A 19,492-nucleotide genomic window follows, 5' to 3' on the forward strand; every position below is an offset into this window, starting at 1 on the left:
TTCCTTTCTATTAAGTTTCAAAAGGTTTTCGTGTAACCAGCCGTATCAAAGGTATACCACCCTCAAACCCTTCTATCTCCATCCGATTCCAATAACCCCAATGGGCCGGATATCGGGAAACATAATGTTCCAGACGTTGAATGTATCTCTGAACGGCCATCTTCAAGGTTTCTTCCTCTTCATTAGCTACTTGAATCGGTTCTTCAAAGATAATATGGTGCGCATTATCTTTTCGTCGGATTACAAAGTTCGGAACCAGGGCTGCTCCGGTTTTTGCGGATAAAAGAGCAGGTCCAAGGGGAACTTTCAGTTTTACATTGAAAAAATCGACCAAGATAAATCTTTCCCCCAGAGCTCCATCTCCGGCTGCACTGACAATATAGTTCTGTCTTAGATGCTGATATTGGGCTACAACCATGTAGGTAAGAGATTTCAGGGAAGAAAAAATCTGAAAATTCCCGCGTTCTTTCCAAATAGAATGCTTGATATTTAGAACTTGTTGGGAGAGCCAGGGATTAACTCCTTCGATAGGAGACTGCAGGACCAGAAAACCGACGATTTTTTTATAGCCCTTATAAAGGGCAAAAGGTGGAATCAGGTGAGCAAAACCAAAGTGGAAGTTGAGTCCGATCATTCCCTTTCCTTGGGATAAAACCTGATCCACATAATCCAGACCTTCTATACTGCAAATCTGAAGATAATTTTTGTAATCTTTTCTTCCCAGGATAAAAAGATCCACAATCTTTTTCTGTTTCTCAACGTAGAAGTCCCGCAGGATGGTTTTTTTCTCCCGAGTATCGAGTTTATTACCGAAAACTAAATCAAGATAGGAAAAGAACCGATGTTTTTGATGGGAGGAAAGAACTTTGTATTGGATATTTCCAAACAGAGTAGCTATTGAACAGCTTATTTGAAAAGGTAAAGCCTGAACGAGCCAGCGGTAAGGGAAACAGACCAATAACAGAAAAAAGTCTTTAAAATATTGTTTCATTTTTCTTTCTGTTTATCGTCTCTAACCAACCTTTTCTATAAAAAAGGTCTCGTTTTGGATTAAGGTACAGGTGTTATGTTGGATTTAAAATCGGTTAACTTGAGATTTAACGAAGGTTTTCTTTTTTCCAGGATTATCCGCATACCATATTTAGGTCGTAGCGTCACACTTAACATAATCTGGACAGGATGGTTTGGGACGAGCCGCATCCGCCACCTCTGGGCCAGTGTCGCGATCAAAAGGATTCCTTCCATCCAGGCAAAAGACTCGCCGATACACTGTCGGGGACCGGCTCCGAAAGGAAAATAGGCACATCTGGGCAACCTGATTTCTGGTCTGGGAAGCCACCGCTCGGGATCAAATTTAAAAGGATCGGGAAAATATCGAGAATCATGGTGGGTTACATAGGGACAGATCATAATAACCGAGTCAGCAGGCAAGAGATAGTTTTCAATTCTGTAATCCTCAAGAACTCTGCGGCATATCCTCCAGGTTGGCGGATAAAGGCGCATGGCCTCCATAAACACCATCCGGGTATAGGGTAACTGTTCCACATCGCTGGCTGTGGGAGGTCTATCTGCCAGAACGGTATCGATTTCAGCGTGAAGTTTTGCCTCCACATCGGGATATTGCGACAATAAATACCAGGTCCATGTCAGGGCAAGGGCTGTGGTTTCATGACCTGTTATAAAAAGGGTCATGATCTCGTCACGTATTTGCCGATCCGTCATGCCACTTCCGTCTCCCTCCACGTCCTGAGCTTGCAATAGCATAGAAAGCACATCACCTGGATCTACGCCGCTGATCCGACGTTCATTAATCATTTTATGGACAAAGGTATTTACTTGATTCAAGGCTTTCTGACGGCGATGGACACTGGGCAGTGAAAGTTTCTCTAACAATCTATAAAAGGGTCCTGGAGTGAGGCCCCACTTTATGAACAGGTTGAAGGTCTCACTGATCTCCCCCGTTTCTGATTCAAGATCCCTATCAAAGAGTGTTTTCCCGACAATTCTTAAAGTCAGGTGGGTCATTTCCTCTAATATATCCAGATTCATACCTTCTTGCCATCGTTGCTGCATTTCCAGGCTGTATTTTGTCATTACCTCTGCATAAGTCAAGATACGCTGTCGATGAAAGGCCGGTTGTATAAGCCGTCGTTGGCGAAGGTGGAAATCACCCCTGCTATAGAGCAATCCTGTTCCCATCACCTGTCGGGCAGGTGGGGTTTGTCCTTTTTTTTCGAAATTTCGGTTATGTCTTACCAGTACGTCTTCGAGATGATCCGGGTGATTCAGTAAGAAAAAATTCCTGGGGCCAAGCCTGAAATGGACGATATCGCCATAGTTGCGGATAGCTTTCATTAAAAAGCCAATCGGATCACGCCGATAAGAAAAAAGATGACCGATGAACGGTAGACCCACTGGACCAGGAGGATATCGGATTATCGTCATGTAAATCTCCTTTAGAGGTAGATCCTAGGCTTTTCCAACTAAATATCGAGCAAGGACCTCAATGTTAGGATAATCATACACAAGGGTGGGAGGAAGTCGACATCCCAACCAGTCTTGTAACTCACCGGAGAGAATTGCGGCTTGCCTGGAATCCAGGCCATAATAAGCAAAAGGTTGTTGCACCTCAATATCTTGAGGATCAACTTCTGTCAATTCAGAAAGCTTAGAGATTAACCAGGTTCGAATGGCTTCCTCATTTTGAGGTTGTTTTGGAGGATCTATCTGGTTGTTGGAGCCCTTTCCATGAGAAAAACCGGATGATTTACTATCTTTCGGATTTAGAATTCCCATTTTTTTCTTCCCTCCTGTGTACGGGCGTACGGCCGTACGCCCCTACTAGAAGGGGTAGCCTTAATAGCCCGTCTTAGCCTCCGCTATCATACGCGATGTGGGGATTTTAACATCCCAGGCAAGACCCACCATTTCAAAGATGCGAATGATCCAGGCGCTTAAGTCGGGTTCCCACCATCTTAATCCATGTTTTGCTGAACTGGGGAAAGCGTGATGATTGTTTTGCAATCCTTCCCCAAACGCGATGAGAGCGACCCAAAAATTATTCGCACTGTAATCATGGGTATTGAAAGGACGACTGCCAAAGGTATGGCCTATTGAACCAACAGCCCAACAGGCCTGGTTTACCAGGAAAATTCGAACGAGCCCTCCCCACAGAAATCCCTGGGAGATCCCGGTCCAAGTCCCCGTTAGAATCCCTCCTAAAACAGCCGGGATAACTAAACCCAGGGATACCCAAACAAAATAGAGTTGATTTATCCTAAAGAGGGTAGGATCCCGAAGAAGATCCGGTGCGTAATAGAGGGAGTTGGCGATTTTATCGGAGAACATCCAACCTATATGGGCATGCCACAATCCCCGAACTAAGTTCCATATTCCTTTTCCCTGGAGATGGGGTGAGTGGGGGTCACCTGGCTGGTCACTGTAAGCATGATGGCGGCGATGGGAAGCTACCCAGAAGAGGATAGGGCCTTGAGCAGCCATAGAACCGAGGATGGCCAGGATGATCCGTAAGACTCTACCAGCTTGAAAGGCACGATGCGCAAAATAGCGGTGGAAGCCGACCGTAACACCTATCATGATGGCCGTATACATGCTGACGAGGATTCCCGCCTCTACACGATCAATTCCATATTTCCAGGCTAAAATCATGGCTACAACAAACCCTAGAAAAGGTATGACTATCACCGCCAGCGCGATACTTCGTTGAAGTCTTCGGGCAAAAGGGCTTATGACTATGACTCCTGGAATCTTAGGTAAATTCGTAGAAGTTTTAAACGGGGGTCGGAAATTACTTTCACCTGATGAGGTAGTGGGTTTACTATTTTCTGAATTCTGGATTTCCATTTTTCCTCCCTTCTCGATAGGATCCATTCTGGGTTTGATCTAACGACTCTTTCTGGACTCTACGAGCATACGCGCTGTGGGGACTTTGACATCCCAGGCTAAACCTATTCTCTCAAGGATACGGATAACACAACCATTCCAGTCAATCTGCCACCACTTTAACCCATGTCTGGCTGAGCCTGGGAAAGCATGGTGGTTATTGTGCCAACCTTCACCGAAGGCAAGAAGGGCAATCAAGAAATTGTTTCTACTTTCATCACGACTATGGAAGGGACGGGTACCACAAACATGGGTAATGGAGTTAACACTCCAGGTGGTATGGTGAACCAAAAAGGTCCGTATGAGTCCTCCCCATAAAAATCCCTGGAGGGCTCCTATCCAGGTCCCTGTCAGAATTCCACCCAGAAGAGTGGGAATAAGGAGGCCCAGGAACACCCAAACAAAATAAAGCCGATTAACTTTAAAGAGAAGAGTATCTCGAAGTAAATCGGGTATATAATGGCTCCAATCGGTAACTTCGTGGACAAATAGCCATCCGGTATGGGCATGCCATAGCCCACGGAGCAAACCGGAAATTCCATCCCCATGGAGATGAGGTGAATGAGGATCGCCTGATTGATCGCTGTAAGCGTGATGGCGCCGATGAATAGCTGCCCAAAAAAGGACAGGCCCTTGAGCAGCCATGGAACCGAGGATGGCAAGAATAACCCGTACTACCCGGTTGGTTTTGAAAGCACGATGGGAAAAATGCCGATGGAACCCCACTCCAATTCCAATTATGGTGGCCGCGTACATACCGATGAGAAGACCTAACTCCACAAGACCCAGAGCATATCCCCAGAATAGAATAGTGGCAGCAAGGAACCCGAGAAAGGGCGTAATGACAACCACCAGGGCAATAGTTCGTTCGAACTTTTGGGCAGGTAAACTGGCCATTGCTATCCCAGGAAACTCAGATGGCTTTGAAGGGGTTTTAAATTTTGCCTGGCTTCCTAATTTAGTGACCTCTGACATGACTGGCCTCCTTTAGGTTTTCTTATTAAAAGGATTTTAATTGCAAAAATCACACTCTATCTAACCGATGGTCCACTTACTGCCTAAGGTATTGAGAGATTTTGATAGAAAAGATTTGTTTCAGGCAGTGTCCTATTAAACAGGAAAGTAACGAAACACCATACTTACTTAATCCCGTAGAGTAAGTCAACTGGAAAAATACGGAATAATTAAATTAGTTGGTATGAGGTTACTTAGATGCAAAGAGTGAACCATTTATTTTAAGGGATAAAAGAAGGCTTATAGCTTATACCCATCCCTATTTCATGGGGTAATTATACGATCCTGGGAATTATAGGACTCCAGTAGGGGTAAATGTCAAACCGGCTCCTATTTATAGAAAACTTCTTGATACTACCTGTGGAAAGGAATTTTAAAAAGTTGAGATTTCAGTGGCATTCCTTGAGCTTCTAAACAGTAACCTTCGGTTTCCTGAAGACTGGAAAAAACTTTTCGCAGAAGCTATTTTTACAGGAATTTTATGGCTCTACTCCCTCACCCCCGGCCCCTTTCCTGAAGCCTGGGGAGAGGGGTATAAATAATTGTTCAAATTTAACTTTACAGAGTATGAGTTATCCCCTTCAATTCAGATACAGACTTTACTCTTCCAGCACGTTTAGGCTTCCAGATAGAAATCCGGCCCGGCAGGCATAATGCTGGATTTTGCCACTGGAGGTTTTAGGAATGCTATTTGCTTTAAGTAGCAATACAGCATGAATGTGCATTTCGTGATTTTCTACTACCGCCTGTCGAATGCTCCCAACTATTTCCTTGATGCTCCAACGTCTTAAATCATAGGAATGCTCCAGTTCGGCTACAATAACGAGTCGTTCTTCACCATTCTGATCTATGGAAAATGCTGCACAGCAGCCCGGGCGTAAAGCCGGATGGCTCTGTTCCACGGTCTGTTCGATATCTTGAGGATAATAATTACGACCCCCTAGGATGATCAAATTCTTCAGACGACCCGTGACGAACAGCTCCCCCTTCTTCAAGAATCCTAAATCTCCTGTACGAAGAAAGGGGCCCTCACCGGTATCTGCCAGATAAGCCTTGAAGGTCTGCTTTGTCTCTTCGGAGCGATTCCAGTAGCCTTGAGCAACGCTGGGTCCTGATACCCAAATCTCTCCCACCCGGTCAGGTGAACATAGGGTTAAGGATTCTGGATCGACAATAATAATCTTCTGACCCGGTAAAGATCGACCACACCCTATGAGTTTTTGGGTATCCTTTGTAGAACTATCGAGAGGGGATGCTTCTACTACCTGGTTCTGTTTTAGAGCAGTTCTCAGAACGCTGAGAACCGTGGGAAGGGTTCCTTTCAAACCACCGGAAACGATTAAAGTTGCCTCGGCCAGTCCGTAGCAAGGATAAAAGGCTTCTCGACGGAAGCCACAGGGTTCAAAGGCCTCTACAAAGCGGTCCAGAGTTTCTGCACGAACAGGCTCAGCACCATTGAAAGCCACCTCCCAGCAACTTAAGTCAAGGGTGGCTCGTTGTTCCGGGGTGATTTTCTGTACACAGAAGTCGTAGGCAAAATTCGGACCTCCACTGGTAGTAGCTCTGGTACGGGAGATAGCTTGAAGCCATCGAAAGGGGCGTTGTAGAAAGGCAAATGGCGACATGAGTGTAACCGGAAATCCGCCATAAAGTGGCTGCAGGATACCCCCAGCAAGTCCCATGTCATGGTAAGGTGGCAACCAGATAACTCCCCGACTCTTGGGAGTATGCCCAAAACATTGATGGATCAGGGTTAAATTGTACAATAGATTACCATGGGTGAGTCTGACTCCCCTGGGCACCCCGGTAGAGCCCGAAGTGTACTGAAGAAACGCCAGGGCATTACCATCTATCGCCGGATTTTGCCATGCCTCAGCTAAAGTTTCCTGTAAATCCGGCAAAGGTTCATCTTGTTGGATGCTGTCCAGGGTCTGTCCCAGGTAGAGTTGAAGAGGGGTCAAGGCATCCAGGGTATCGGTTATTATCCAGTGTAGGTTTTTCAAGAGGGGAGTCGGATCTAACCAACATCCTATACGGGATAAAATGGATTTCGTGGTAAGTGCCACCGTCGCCTGTGCGTCCTCTGCAATAGCCTGAAGGCGAGACATAGAACGGTTAAACCTGGGTGGATAAGCCGGAACGGCTATCACACCTGCGTACAGGCAGCCAAAAAATGCGGTAATGTATTCCAGACCCGGTGGATAGAGCAATAGGGCCCGTTCTCCGGTTACACCTGCATTTTGAAGCCAACCACCTATCATCCGGGCCTTCCGGTCCAGTTCCTCGTAGCTTATCTGAAGTTCTTCTCCTTCCCCATCAACCAGAAAAGTATAAGCCTTCTGCTGAGGTTGTTGAAGCGCCCTCAAACGGAGAAGATCGACCAGGGTAGAAATTTCGGCAGTAGAATTGAAAGGAAGTCCCGTCATAGCTCAAACAGGAGCAGGTTCTTGAGCCTGAAGCTGGATGGTTAACGGTCCCTAATTAATTACATCCTTTATGATCCGAACTTTGTCTCCATCCTTCAATAAAGTTTGACCGATGGTCACTACATTTTCGCCTTCATTGATTCCGCTCAAGATTTCCACAAGACCGTCTCCGGCTGACCCCACCTTAACGTAACGCAATTGGGCAATGGAATCTGTCCCGACTACAAAAGCACTGGCTTTCCCGGCAGAGTCGACAATGGCTACTTTAGGTACTGTAGGAACGGTGCGAGAGTTTTGAATTCGAGCAAAGGCGGATAGGCCCGGTTTCAGAATCCGATTGGGATTATCGACCCGAATATGAGCTTTAAAAGTCCGGGTATCTGTATTGGTATTTGGCTCGATTTTCACAATTGTGCCTTCCAAAACTTCATTGGGGAGGGAATCTAAAGTTACCTTTGCGGTCTGTCCGAGATGAACCGAAGTTAACTTTTCTTCGGCGACATTGGCAACGACCATAGCCGGCTGGATATTTCCGATAACCAACAAGCTGGTGCCTCCGGTACCTCCGATAATTTCACCCGGGTTGATATTTCGTTCGGTAATAACCCCTACGATGGGAGATCGTACAATTGAATTATCCAGGTCATATCGGGCCTTAGCCAGGGCTTGAAGTGCAGTTGTGTAGTTAAATATGGCAGAGGTTAAATCTGCCTGGGAAGTAACCTCTTCATTTTTGAGGGCATTTTGGGATTTTAGCAGGTTTTCCAGGGCAGTATAGTAATCGTTCTCGGCTTGTGCCATGGCCGATTTATTGGTAACCTCTTCATTTTTGAGAGCATCTTGGGCTTTCAAGAGGTTTTCCAGGGCAGTTACATAATCCGATCTGGCCTGAGTAAGCGTAGAATTATTTGTAAACTCCTCGTTTTTCAAACTATCTTCAACTGTTTTAAGGTTCAGTAAAGCCGTACTATAATCGGCCTGTGCCGCAGCTAATGCCGATCTATTGACTACCTCTTCATTGACCAGGGCATGCTGTGCTTTAGCAAGATCTTCTAAGGCCGTTGTATAATCAGATTGAGCCTGGGTAAGGTCGGCTTTATTGGTTACTTCTTCATTTTTCAACTCCGTTTGAACTGTTTTAAGGTCATATAAGGCCGCACTATAGTTAAACTCCGCCGAGCTTAATTCTGCCTTATTTGTAATCTCTTCGTTTTTTAAGTTATTCTGAGCGATGATATGATCTTCTAAAGATTTAACATAATTGCTTCGGGCTACGTCCAGGGCATTTTGCGCCTGCTCAAGGGCTGCTTGAGAGACAACGGATTGGTTGGTTAATTGTTTCTGACGAGCCACGGCGGCTTCACTGACCTGCACGGTGGACTTGCCGGATATAACAGATGCTTTGGTGGTTTCCAGATGTGCAACCCACTCATCGTGCCGGGTAGGCTGGGTTTTTTTGGTCTGTTCTAACTTGGCTTTGGTACTCTCTACATTGTCCTGGGCCTTTTTAAGATTGGCTAAAAGTTGCTCATGATTGGTAGGTTGGGTTTTTTCCACTTCTTCCAGTTTTGCTTTGGTCTTCTCAACCGTTGCTTCCGCACTTTTCACCGCGGCAACCAGTTCCTCATGTCCGGTCGCTTGCGTCTGCTTGAGCTCTTCCAACTTAGCTTTATTGCTCTCCACATCATCCTGGGCTTTTTTAAGATTGGCTAAAAGCTCTTCGTGTTGGGTGGGTTGGGTTTTTTCCACCTCTTCCAATTTTGCTTTGGTCTTCTCAACCATTGCTTCCGCACTTTTCACCGCGGCAACCAGTTCCTCATGTCCAGTCGCTTGCGTCTGCTTGAGCTCTTCCAGCTTGGCCCGGGTTTTCTCTACATTTGTCTCGGCACTTTTCACCGCAGCAACCAACTCCTCATGTTGGGTAGATTGGGTCTGTTTGATTTCTTCCAGCTTGGCCTTTGTCATATTAACCTGCTCCTCGGCGCTTTTTAAAGCAGAGATTAATAAAGTCTGATCCAGTTCGAACAGAATCTGACCTTCCTCGACATAATCTCCTACATCCACATGGACCGCTTTCACACGGGTTCCTACCAAAGTTGAAGTAATATGGGCAAAGGATGACGGTTGTACTTCGGCGCTTGCTCCAATCTCCTCGGTGATAGTCGTTACTTTTACCGGATAGACCTTAACGGGCATGGGAGCTCCTGCCTGACGACTCTTCACAGGATTCGTTTGAATGTCATGCTTCCCGATAGCCCAAAAGATATAAGCCGGAACCAAAAGAATGGTTAATAAACTTAAAAGAAGAGAACTCCACTTTAAAAGTTTTAACCATCGAGGGGGTGTTAATTTTACGGATTTATCGTTCATCATATTAACCACTCACCGTTAACCATTGACAATTTAATAGGTTAAAGGTTTATTGTTAAGTCGTTTCTTAAATTCTTGATCATCTTAATAATTCTTAATCAATTCTTAATAAACCTTTGATCAGAAAACCAAATCCCAGTGAGACCCCAATAAATACTACCAACCAATCCAAATGCCAGCCTCCCGGTACCTCATTAAAATATCTGGGAAGATAATTAATCCGGATTACTTCAATCCAGGGATTCTCAGGAAGAGGGGTTTCATAAGGGTTATAGAAAGCCGAGAGAAACCCTTCTTGCCTTAGCTCCGGAACTATTTTCAATTCGTGGGTTACTCCCAAGTTTATCGCCTCTGATTTCACTTCATCTGAAGGCGAAGATAAGATATTAAGATGGGTCCCTGGATTATCCGAGGCCAGCCCTTCTATGACCACCTGTTTACTGAACGTCTGGCCAAGCAACTGGAATTGGAGTGAATATTCTCCGGCTTTTTTCGCCTTGAGCCGCCAGTTAATTTCCCTTTCTTCTTCCAGACGTAGAGGTGGGGTCTCCACTTCAATGGCTTCTGGAGCTTTGAGAGTAATATCCAGGTCCAGAGGAGATTTTCCGGCTACCGTCTTGACGGTTACAATAAAAGACTCCTCCGGTCTAAAACTTCTATATCCGTAGCGCGCATTCAGGGGTACTAGGATAAAGATAATAAGGAAAATGAGAACGAGTCCAGGTTTCAAGGAAAGGCCCATATATTTAAAATTATTCCATAGAATCTTTTTCTGGGCTAAAAGCATCTGAGTAAGATCCTCCTTATAAACCCGGATCTCCATAAAATGGATTTTAATCTGATTCTTAACCTTTCGGATGGCTTCCTGATTAGAGGTAAATCGGTAAATTAAAACCATTAAAGTCCCCATCAGGATAGAAATAGCCGTTAGTCCTATGATGGGATGAAATCGATGAAAGGGTATGAGAAGGATTTGTAATAGAGAATCGGATATATTTAATAGGGTTCGCATAATTAATCAATATATCCTAAACCACGAAGCCGTTTTTCTACTTCTTTTTCTCCCTCAGATTCCTCCCATTTGGCCAACTCTTTTTCTAAAAGATGGGTGATTAACTCCTCAACGGAAGAATATCCGGCATGGGTAGCATATTTCTCAGCTTTCTCTAAAAGATCCTTCTCAAGTTTAATTTTAGATTTTCCTAGCATTTATAAATTGTTCGTTGTTCGTTGCTCGTAGTAGCCCCAGAGGCGTAAAAACCATAAGGACAGGCTTTTTGGCTTATTTCTCTCTGGATCTCCCATGGCAAAGAACAACGAATAGCGGACTAGAAAATAGGTTTTCCTTCCATTTCTTGACTCTCCAATCCAAATTCCTTTAAGATCGTCGGAGCGATATCGATGAGTCCCGGGTGGGTCGATTGGATCTTCTTATTGGTCAGAATGAGACCCGGCACCAGTTCCGCCGCCATGCAATGGTCGCCGCTCCATTTTTTTCTGTTTTCTCCCAAAAGTTCCTGGGGAACTTTTCCTAAAGCCGTTTCCCAGGAAGCCCGATAACCCCGGTCATAGCCTATAATTAAATCGGGAGTCGTTCGAGGATCATACCCCGAATAAATCTCCTCAGCTCGATAAACCCTTTTAATAATAGGTCTCTGGTTTTCAGGATCTTTAACTTCCAGGAGTTTTTGGCTGAGTTCCTTAATCAGTTTTTCTCTCTGTAAAGTGGGTTCTATAATGCCTTGGCTTTCACGACCCCTTAAATTGAGATAAAGACTGTTGAGACCTAAGGCGTAAGCTTTTGTACCCAACCAATCTATATTCTCGAAAAACTCATCACTTTCCTTTCGGGCTGGATCCAGGAATTTCATATATCCATTCTGAACCAGCCAGGTATTCAAATTAAAAAACTTATAGAACGGGGCAAAGCCATGATCCGACACGACGATAAGGGTAGTATCCGAATCTAACCGGCTCATGGTCGTGGCTAAGATATCATCCATGTGTTTGTAAACAAATCGGATTACATCTTTTTCAGCGGGGGGGAAGGATCCATCTTCCCTGGAGGAATACATGGGATGTTGGGGATCCCTGTAGCGCCAGAACATATGTTGAAGAAGATCGGTGGAGGAGAAGTAGGCAAAGAGTAGGCCGTCTTTAAAACGTTCCAACTCAAATCGGTAAATTTTAAGCTGGTCTTGCATGACGAACTTACTTTGCTGGAGAAACTCCGCATCACTCAAACGGTTTTCGTTCAATGCCCAGGTATCCTCTGCGATTCCCTGGGTATAAAAACGTCCTATAGATTTTGCTAGCTGAGCGGAATAATCTGCCGGCGTTGAGATGGGAAAAGGAGGTTCCAGGGGATCGATATTCAGGGGGGAAACATACAATTCAAACTCAGGATGAACCTGTTTAAGATAGAATCGGCAAATACCTACAATTTTGGAGAAAGGGGCCAGCTTAAATTCAACCCGAATCCAATCACTCCATTCTCCTTCTTTTAGAAGGATTTCCTGATCTTGTACTACAAACTTAGCAACAGGGTTTACGGGATCTACCTTTACAGTAAATTCTGTTTCGACAGGGGGGGCATCTTTTTTAAAGAGATTACTCGGACCGATCAGGGTAGACCGAATCTCCTGGCCTTTCTTGTCTACATGGTAAATCTCGCCGCTGGTAACCTTCCCCTCCTCCTTGGGTTTTGTGGTATAGAAGGAAAAAGTTCCATAGGTCCCCCGGATATCCGGAGTGCCCATTCCAGAGAGAGACCTGGCTTTACTTTGTACAGGAGGAAAATTTACCGGAATTCGCAGAACTGTGGAAGGGATATTATGCTCGCTCAGGATTTCCCAAAAAGCTTTTCCTTTCCTGAGGAGTTCTGTTTTAACATTGGAAAGGGGGATGACCCAATTTCCCAGGCTTATTTTCTTTTCCGGTGCCCGGACCCGGGCCATGGAAAAAAATGGAATATACTGTTCTGGATCCCGAGAAATAAAGTCGTAAATGTTGTGTTTACCCGGATTTAATCCGGTAATGAAGGTAGACCAGGCTACCGGGCTCTGAGGAGGAACGGTAGTGGCCAGGGGTAAAAAATCTCCCTGTTCCCTGAGAGCCTGAAAGTGAGGAAGATCTCCCTCTTTTATAAATTCATCCAATAAAGCCGGGTCCATTCCATCAAATCCAAGCACCAGAACCTTTTTTGAAGGTCCTGGGAGCGCAGATGCCGTGCCTGTCAGGACCTGTCTCTTCTTCGCGAGACGTACGGGTCGATGGCCATCGACCCGTACATCTCGGTTTACATCCATGAAAAAAATCCCGAGAAGAGCAAACAGGCAGACAAAATAGCCTATGCCAGTCAGTAGAAGCTTAAATCGAGTCAATAGTTTGCCGTCTGTTATCCGTTGTCTGTAATAGCTCCAGAGACCCAGAAAACATGGAGATAAAGTACGGGTCGATGGTCATCGACCCGTACGTTTTATTTCTCCCCAGGTTCTCTGACTCTTTGTGGCCAAGCACAACAAACAATGGGCAACGGACGCCTGTCAAAACAGCGATTTTCCATCAAAATAAGGCGGAACTTCAACTCCTAAGGATTTTAAAATGGTTGGAGCAATATCGACAATATGGGGAGATGTTGTCCGAACAGGTCGATTGCAGAAAAGAACTCCCGGGACCAATTGAGGATCCATACAGTGATCTCCACCCCAGGCTTTTTCGTTATTTTTAAAGACCTGCTCATCTAACCTTCCGGTTACTGATTCCCAGGAAGCCCGATATCCTTTATTATATCCGATGATGAGATCGGGAGCATTCTCCATGTAGGGACCCGAGTAAACCTCCCGGCTATCATAAACTCTCCGGATAGCAACCTCACCGGTTTCCTCATCCTTCAAGCCTGTGAGTTTCATGCTCAATTCTTTCTTCAACTCCTCAAACTCTCTCCCGGGTTTCACAATTCCCATGGCTTCCCGCCCTTTCAGGTTGATATATAGGCCTGCCAGGCCTAAAGCGTATGCCTTGGTTCGACTCCAATCTACCCGTCTCAGCCAATCATTCCCCCTACTTCCGGTGTTTTCTTCCAGAAACAGATAACCATTCTGATATAACCAGGTATTCAGATTAACCCCACGTTGGAACCGGCTAAATCCATGATCGGACATAACCAGAAGAAGGGTCTTCTCATCAACCTTTTCCATTACCCGCCCCAGCAGATCATCCATACGCTTATAAAGGTCCGGTATGACACCTGTAAGGGAGTGGGAGAGTGGGGGGGTATGGGAGTATGGAGGTGGGGGAGTATGGAAGTGTGGAAGTATGGAAGTGTGGGGGTGTAGGGGAGATTCGCCTATACTCCCATACTCCCTCCCCTCCATACTTTCTTTCTTCCAATACTTCCAGAACATGTGCTGAATCCGATCGGTTGTATCGAAAACACATACACATAGACCTTTTCGAATTTTCTCTAATTCGTGAAAGAGCATCTTCTCCCGCTCTTCATGGATCAGGTAAGCCTGTTCCAGAAAAGCTTTTTCATCCAGTGCCCCTTCGTTTAAGGCCCAGGTATCCTCGGCGAGTCCTAAGGTCGTATAACTTCCGATTACTTTAGCCAGGTAGATGGAGTAGATAAAGGGATATGATATGGGAAGGGCCGGATTTTCGGGGTCGATGTTGATGGGGGAGAGATAGAGTCCAAATTCCGGGAAGATACTTTTGAGATAAAACCGACAGATCCCGTAAACTTTCATTCCCAGACCTAATTTGAAGGTGAGGCGAACCCAGGGAGAATATTGTCCTTTTTTGAGCCGAAGCTTCTGACCTGAAACTTCCAGTTCAACCTCTTCTGAATCTTTATAGATGGTAATGAAAAGGGGCAGTTTGATTTCGGTGCGTTTCTTAAGGATTGGATTTTCCGGTCCTTCAATAAAGGTTCGGATTTTGTTTTCTACGATTTCTACTTTAAAAAATCTTCCTTCGGTGTGCCCTTCAAGTTCATCCTGGCTGGTTGTATAGTAGGAAAAGGTGCCTTGCGAGCCTCTTAGATCGGGTACCCCCATAGCCGATAACACACGGCCTGCAAACTTTTCCGGCGGAAAGGTAATGGGAACCCGCAGAATAGAACTGGAAATACCTTTTTCCCCGAGGATATTCCAAAAGGGTTTTCCTTTCCGCAGAAGTTTAATTTGAGGTCTTCCCAAAGGAATCACATACTTTCCCAGGGAGAGGGTTCTGGAAGGTCCTCCAATATGAGCTGAAGAAAGGTAGGGAAGATAGGTTTTGCGATCGCGGCTCAAGAAATCAAATATATTATGTCTTCCCGGATTGACTCCCGTGATAAAGGAAGACCAGGCAACCGGGGATATGGAAGGGGTAGTCGTCTGAAGTCGGTGATAGCTCCCCATCTCTTTGAGTTTTGAAAAATTTTTGAGATGTCCTTGTTCCATGAGCTCTTCCACCGTAGAGGGGTCCATACCATCCAATCCGATCACAATAACCCGATCGATATCACTTTTAACATAGCCTTTTTTCCTTTTCAATTTGATTAAAACAAGCCTTACAGGCAACAGGATAAGGGCCAGTAAAGCTAAAAGAAAGGTAGCCAACAAAATAAAAAAGGAACTAAAAAAGGCAAACCCAGCTCCCGGGCCAATATAGGCAGAGGCTATGGAAGGTAAACCCAGCAAAGCCACTATAAACAGATAAAATATAATGAGGCTTTTTTTCATCATTTTGTTTTTGTTGGTTGAAATGTAAGCTAGCATGTAACTCCAGGGGGTGTCAAGATTGAAATTTTTTACCGCCCCAGTGTATGACCAGAAAAAGGATAATACCAAATAAGATGGTTTCAAAGGCGATGGTTTCCCAATTGATTATAGACCATATTCCCAATTTAAAATCTACAGAAGGAAGTAAGGCCATAGGGGAGGTATATTTTTTAGTGATCCAGGGATAAAATATAGCGATCCCCTGTCCGCTCCGGTGCCCCAATTCATCTCCGCAAAAAAAGTCCATAAAGCCATGGGAGAAGATGAGGATAAAATACCGGAAAATTTTTTGTAATCTCTGTTCGATGGGAGAAAAAAAGCTCAGGGTCACGGCCAGCAGGAGGGCAAAAAAGGGACTATGGGTAAAAGTCCTATGGATGGCATGCCGGTCCCCATAGACCCAAATCCCTGCCAGCATATCTATATCCGGTAAATTGGCCAGCGTCACGGCCGTCAGGATCTCCCATTTTTGTTCCCATACCTGCCCCCACCGTTTATAAGGATTCCACAAAAAGTAGAGACTCAGGCCTGCCAGAGAATGACCTACCGGTGATGACATCAATGAAATAGGAACCAGAAATCCGAATTCAAAATCCAAAATTTAAACTTCTGGCTTCTAATTTCTACCTTCCGACTTCTGAAGTACTTTCTCATACACCTCATCGATCTTCTCGGTGATAGCATTTAAACTAAACAATTCATCGACAGTTTTGCGGGCATTTTCTCCCAATCGACGTCGAAGTTCGGGATCTTTTAGGAGTTTAACAATCCCCCAACCGATTTCTTCGGCGCTGTGATCCTTCACTACAATGGCATCATACATGTTTTTCAAACCCTTAGAAGATCCGAGTGGACAAACGATGGCATTTCCGGCTGCCATGTAGTTAAGCATTTTGATGGGAACACCCGGGCAATCCGGTCTAGAAACGACGGCAACGTCGGCTGCAGCTAAAAAGTAGGGAATTTCTTCCAAAGGCCTTTCGTCGGTGAAGAGGATATTTTTCAGAACTCCTAATTCGCTGGCCATAGTTCGGTACTTAGCAAGCTGAGCCTCATCGATATAGTTCCCAACCATCAGAAGAAGGGCTTGGGGAAATTCAGAGACAACCACTTTCATAGCCTGGATGAGGTAATCGATCCGCTGAAATTCATTGAGAAGTCCCGTATAGATGATCACCGGTCTTCCCCCTAAATTATATTTACGCCGCATGAGCTCTGGATCTTTATTTTGGAACATGGTCGGATCAATTCCCATTCGGATCAGGGTCATTTTCTTAGGATCAATTCCCTTCTCAAGGAGGAAATCGAACAATTCTTCTGCAATGGGAATCACATGATCTGCCATACGAGGAACCGTATAGTCTAAGGCTTTAGCAAGACCAACGGCCAGGAATTTAGGTCGGATGAAATCATAGCTGGGTAATTCATCAATCATAGAATTGAGTTGAGTATATACCAAAGGTTTGCCCGTCCATTTCTTACCCAAATATCCAATAATCCCTCCTTCATAGTTATAGCCATGAATCACATCTACTCGATACTTTTTAATAACTTGACAAAGCTTCCAAACCATTTGCAAATCAAATAGAGGTCTTTGGGCCGTGGGTCCTACGACGATCCGTTGGGAACCCCCAACCATACGGACTCGATGAAGGATCAATCCGGGGTGGAGGGGAATTTTATCTTGAAGGGGATAGGTAATGACATGCACTTCATGACCTTTCTTGGCCTGAACCTGGATAATCTCTCGAATACTGGCCGGGGTTCCATGATTAACCGGAAACGGGCAAGGAGCTATGGCAGCTATGCAAAGAGGTCGTTTCATGTTAGAGAAGTAGAGGGGTATGGGAGTGGGAAAGTATTAGGAGAATATACTCCCATACTCCCATACCCCCCTGCCCCCATACCCCCACACTCTCGGTAGCTTTCCTTAAAAGGCTTTTAATTGCTTACTAAACCACTCCGTTGTCTGTTTCAGACCGTCATCGATAGAAGTCTTGGGTACCCATCCCAGCTTATCACCTGCTTTTTTGATGGAGATGTAATAGGTCTCTACTTTTTCCTTCTTCGTCAGGTCAAAGGATACATTTAAATGAGGCACTAATTCTTGGAGACTATCCAGAATAGATCGTGTAGAGGTTTGGGTTTCCCCACAGATGTTAAATATTTCATTCTCCTGATCCAGGGCCAGTACCACGGCGTCCACCAAATCTTCCAGGTAAATAAATTGACGTGTGCGTTTTCCTTCTCCCCAGACTACAATACGTTCTCCTTTTAAACCCTGCTCGATAAAAGTTCGGATCACATTAGATCCGTTCCCACATCCATATACAGAACCGAATCGCAGGATAATGTATTTGATTCCATACTTTTTCTGATAGTCTTTAATGAGTTGTTCACTGAACAGCTTGCTCCGGGAGAAAGGTCCTAGATTGGTGATATCAATGGCCGTGGTTTCATCTACAAAATCTCGGCCACAATTCTCATAAATTAAAAATGTACTGGCAAAGAGAATCTTAGGGATTTTATGGGTACGGCAAATTTCTAAAATGTTAGCCGTTCCCATTTCGTTAATATAGACCGCATGGTAAGGATTGGAGTTCGCATCATCGGCAACTAATCCAGCAAGATGGCAGACGATATCCACATCTTTGGGTATTGCCCGGCTGAGTTCATCAAGTTTAGTAATATCCACCAGTTTTAACCTTTCTGCCGGATAGCCATTTCCGTTAAGGGAAGCTTGCTTATCTATTACCAGAACCTGATGGCCTATTGCCTGGAGTCTCCTGACCAGGGCTTGACCAATAAATCCGGCACCACCTGTAACGACAATATTTTTAGGAACTATTGGATTTTTTGAATTCATGCCAGGCACCTCCCAATGGAATCGACTACATATCTGGCCTCTTCATCTGTCAGGGTATAATAGATCGGAGGACAGATATGCCTTTTAGCCAGATCTTCCGAAACAGGCAGACTTTCTGTTGCATAATCTTTAAAAACCGGTTGTAAATGGCAGGGAACTTCATAAACGTACCCTCCCATGGTCACGTTATAATCTGCCTTCATTTTTTTATGGAATAAATCTCGATCTACCCCTGGGGGAAGGAAAGCTATATATTTGTAGAAATTGTGTCGGACATTGGCAGGAACTTTCAAAGTACTAATCTGAGGGATTTCACGGAATTTCTCATCATAAATTTTAGCAATTTCATTTCTTCGTTGAATAAACGAATCCAGTTCACTTAACTGAGCAAGTCCCAGAAGGGCTTCTACTTCCGGCATCCGCCAGTTATATCCGAACTCCCGATGGTAATTGGTGTTATTGATCTTCGCATGATTCCTCAGGAGCAAAGCCCGGTTATAAATATCCGGATCGTTGGTGGTAACCATTCCGCCTTCCCCCGTCGTCATAACCTTGGTTGAGAAAAAAGAAAATCCTGCTGCGATCCCTAAGGTTCCTGCTTTTCTGCCATCCAGAGCGCTCCCATGGGCATGGGCAGCATCTTCGACCAGGAGGAGTCCTTTTTCCTTACAAAGGTCCATGAGTTCATAGGTATGGGGAGAGACAAGTCCTCCGATGTGAACGGTAATAATGACCTTGGTCTTCGGAGTTAAGCGCTTTCGCACATCCTCAGGATCTACAGTCATATCCGAGGTACAATCTGCAAAAATCGGTCGACCTCCCGCACTTATTACTGTATAGGCTGTGGCGGCGAAGGTCATCGTAGGGACGATGACATCATAATCTTTCACGCCGATGGCCCGAAGGATAATCTCTAAAGCTGAAGTTCCACTATTACAACTAACGGCAAATTTAGTTCCTATATAACTGGCAAAGCTTTTCTCAAAGTTCTCTCCATGCTTATACATGGAGAGAAAAGACTTTCCTTCTAAAATCTCTCGAAAATGGGTCAGAATAAACTCAATACTAGAAGGTGAAAAATAAGCTTTCGTTGCAGCTATCTTCATGTGGTAGATCTCCTTAAAAATGTCGGTTTAGCTTACTCTCGT

The 19,492-nt window shown here is 44.9% G+C and carries 15 protein-coding genes; all 15 read right to left on the bottom strand.

The features are described from left to right. Nucleotides 1–10: 10 nt before the first annotated feature. The gene (locus tag VNM22_01305; GenBank protein HWP45773.1) at nucleotides 11–991 is read right to left on the bottom strand and encodes a lysophospholipid acyltransferase family protein; all 981 of its coding nucleotides are present in this window, start codon (nucleotides 989–991) and stop codon (nucleotides 11–13) included. 59 nt (nucleotides 992–1,050) lie between these two features. After that, nucleotides 1,051–2,445, bottom strand: coding sequence for a cytochrome P450 (locus VNM22_01310; protein ID HWP45774.1), 1,395 nt, complete (start codon nucleotides 2,443–2,445; stop codon nucleotides 1,051–1,053). Nucleotides 2,446–2,469: 24 nt separating this feature from the next. Beyond that, nucleotides 2,470–2,796 carry an acyl carrier protein gene (locus VNM22_01315; GenBank protein HWP45775.1) on the bottom strand — a complete coding sequence of 109 codons (327 nt, stop codon included), beginning with the start codon at nucleotides 2,794–2,796 and terminating at the stop codon, nucleotides 2,470–2,472. Between the two features lie 60 nt (nucleotides 2,797–2,856). Beyond that, nucleotides 2,857–3,864, bottom strand: a complete 1,008-nt coding sequence (locus tag VNM22_01320) for an acyl-CoA desaturase (protein ID HWP45776.1) — start codon at nucleotides 3,862–3,864, stop codon at nucleotides 2,857–2,859. Nucleotides 3,865–3,903: 39 nt separating this feature from the next. Beyond that, the gene (locus VNM22_01325) at nucleotides 3,904–4,878 is read right to left on the bottom strand and encodes an acyl-CoA desaturase (GenBank protein ID HWP45777.1); all 975 of its coding nucleotides are present in this window, start codon (nucleotides 4,876–4,878) and stop codon (nucleotides 3,904–3,906) included. Nucleotides 4,879–5,516: 638 nt separating this feature from the next. After that, entirely contained in the window at nucleotides 5,517–7,343 is a 1,827-nt protein-coding gene (locus tag VNM22_01330) for a fatty acyl-AMP ligase (protein HWP45778.1), read from the bottom strand. 51 nt (nucleotides 7,344–7,394) lie between these two features. Then, complete coding sequence (locus VNM22_01335; protein HWP45779.1) at nucleotides 7,395–9,716, bottom strand: efflux RND transporter periplasmic adaptor subunit; 2,322 nt, start codon at nucleotides 9,714–9,716, stop codon at nucleotides 7,395–7,397. Nucleotides 9,717–9,807: 91 nt separating this feature from the next. Next, complete coding sequence (locus VNM22_01340; GenBank protein ID HWP45780.1) at nucleotides 9,808–10,725, bottom strand: hypothetical protein; 918 nt, start codon at nucleotides 10,723–10,725, stop codon at nucleotides 9,808–9,810. 2 nt (nucleotides 10,726–10,727) lie between these two features. Further along, the gene (locus VNM22_01345; protein ID HWP45781.1) at nucleotides 10,728–10,922 is read right to left on the bottom strand and encodes a hypothetical protein; all 195 of its coding nucleotides are present in this window, start codon (nucleotides 10,920–10,922) and stop codon (nucleotides 10,728–10,730) included. A gap of 119 nt (nucleotides 10,923–11,041) precedes the next feature. Continuing rightward, on the bottom strand, nucleotides 11,042–13,021 hold the full coding sequence (locus VNM22_01350) for an alkaline phosphatase family protein (GenBank protein HWP45782.1): 1,980 nt from the start codon (nucleotides 13,019–13,021) through the stop codon (nucleotides 11,042–11,044). 237 nt (nucleotides 13,022–13,258) lie between these two features. Beyond that, complete coding sequence (locus VNM22_01355; protein ID HWP45783.1) at nucleotides 13,259–15,475, bottom strand: alkaline phosphatase family protein; 2,217 nt, start codon at nucleotides 15,473–15,475, stop codon at nucleotides 13,259–13,261. Between the two features lie 16 nt (nucleotides 15,476–15,491). Next, complete coding sequence (locus VNM22_01360; protein ID HWP45784.1) at nucleotides 15,492–16,076, bottom strand: metal-dependent hydrolase; 585 nt, start codon at nucleotides 16,074–16,076, stop codon at nucleotides 15,492–15,494. Between the two features lie 18 nt (nucleotides 16,077–16,094). Then, complete coding sequence (locus VNM22_01365) at nucleotides 16,095–17,303, bottom strand: glycosyltransferase family 4 protein (protein ID HWP45785.1); 1,209 nt, start codon at nucleotides 17,301–17,303, stop codon at nucleotides 16,095–16,097. 105 nt (nucleotides 17,304–17,408) lie between these two features. Then, nucleotides 17,409–18,344, bottom strand: a complete 936-nt coding sequence (locus VNM22_01370; GenBank protein HWP45786.1) for an NAD(P)-dependent oxidoreductase — start codon at nucleotides 18,342–18,344, stop codon at nucleotides 17,409–17,411. Continuing rightward, nucleotides 18,341–19,450 carry a DegT/DnrJ/EryC1/StrS family aminotransferase gene (locus VNM22_01375; GenBank protein HWP45787.1) on the bottom strand — a complete coding sequence of 370 codons (1,110 nt, stop codon included), beginning with the start codon at nucleotides 19,448–19,450 and terminating at the stop codon, nucleotides 18,341–18,343. The genes VNM22_01370 and VNM22_01375 overlap by 4 nt, the downstream gene beginning before the upstream one ends. Nucleotides 19,451–19,492 lie beyond the last annotated feature (42 nt).

Source organism: Candidatus Limnocylindrales bacterium, assembly GCA_035559535.1.
In the GTDB taxonomy this organism is placed as follows: Bacteria; Moduliflexota; Moduliflexia; order Moduliflexales; family JAUQPW01; genus JAUQPW01.

Bases quoted from the DNA above. Each gene is read 5' to 3' on its own strand.
- VNM22_01305 (HWP45773.1), bottom strand. From the start codon at position 991: ATGAAACAATATTTTAAAGACTTTTTTCTGTTATTGGTCTGTTTCCCT.
- VNM22_01310 (HWP45774.1), bottom strand. From the start codon at position 2,445: ATGACGATAATCCGATATCCTCCTGGTCCAGTGGGTCTACCGTTCATC.
- VNM22_01315 (HWP45775.1), bottom strand. From the start codon at position 2,796: ATGGGAATTCTAAATCCGAAAGATAGTAAATCATCCGGTTTTTCTCAT.
- VNM22_01320 (HWP45776.1), bottom strand. From the start codon at position 3,864: ATGGAAATCCAGAATTCAGAAAATAGTAAACCCACTACCTCATCAGGT.
- VNM22_01325 (HWP45777.1), bottom strand. From the start codon at position 4,878: ATGTCAGAGGTCACTAAATTAGGAAGCCAGGCAAAATTTAAAACCCCT.
- VNM22_01330 (HWP45778.1), bottom strand. From the start codon at position 7,343: ATGACGGGACTTCCTTTCAATTCTACTGCCGAAATTTCTACCCTGGTC.
- VNM22_01335 (HWP45779.1), bottom strand. From the start codon at position 9,716: ATGATGAACGATAAATCCGTAAAATTAACACCCCCTCGATGGTTAAAA.
- VNM22_01340 (HWP45780.1), bottom strand. From the start codon at position 10,725: ATGCGAACCCTATTAAATATATCCGATTCTCTATTACAAATCCTTCTC.
- VNM22_01345 (HWP45781.1), bottom strand. From the start codon at position 10,922: ATGCTAGGAAAATCTAAAATTAAACTTGAGAAGGATCTTTTAGAGAAA.
- VNM22_01350 (HWP45782.1), bottom strand. From the start codon at position 13,021: ATGGATGTAAACCGAGATGTACGGGTCGATGGCCATCGACCCGTACGT.
- VNM22_01355 (HWP45783.1), bottom strand. From the start codon at position 15,475: ATGCTAGCTTACATTTCAACCAACAAAAACAAAATGATGAAAAAAAGC.
- VNM22_01365 (HWP45785.1), bottom strand. From the start codon at position 17,303: ATGAAACGACCTCTTTGCATAGCTGCCATAGCTCCTTGCCCGTTTCCG.
- VNM22_01370 (HWP45786.1), bottom strand. From the start codon at position 18,344: ATGAATTCAAAAAATCCAATAGTTCCTAAAAATATTGTCGTTACAGGT.
- VNM22_01375 (HWP45787.1), bottom strand. From the start codon at position 19,450: ATGAAGATAGCTGCAACGAAAGCTTATTTTTCACCTTCTAGTATTGAG.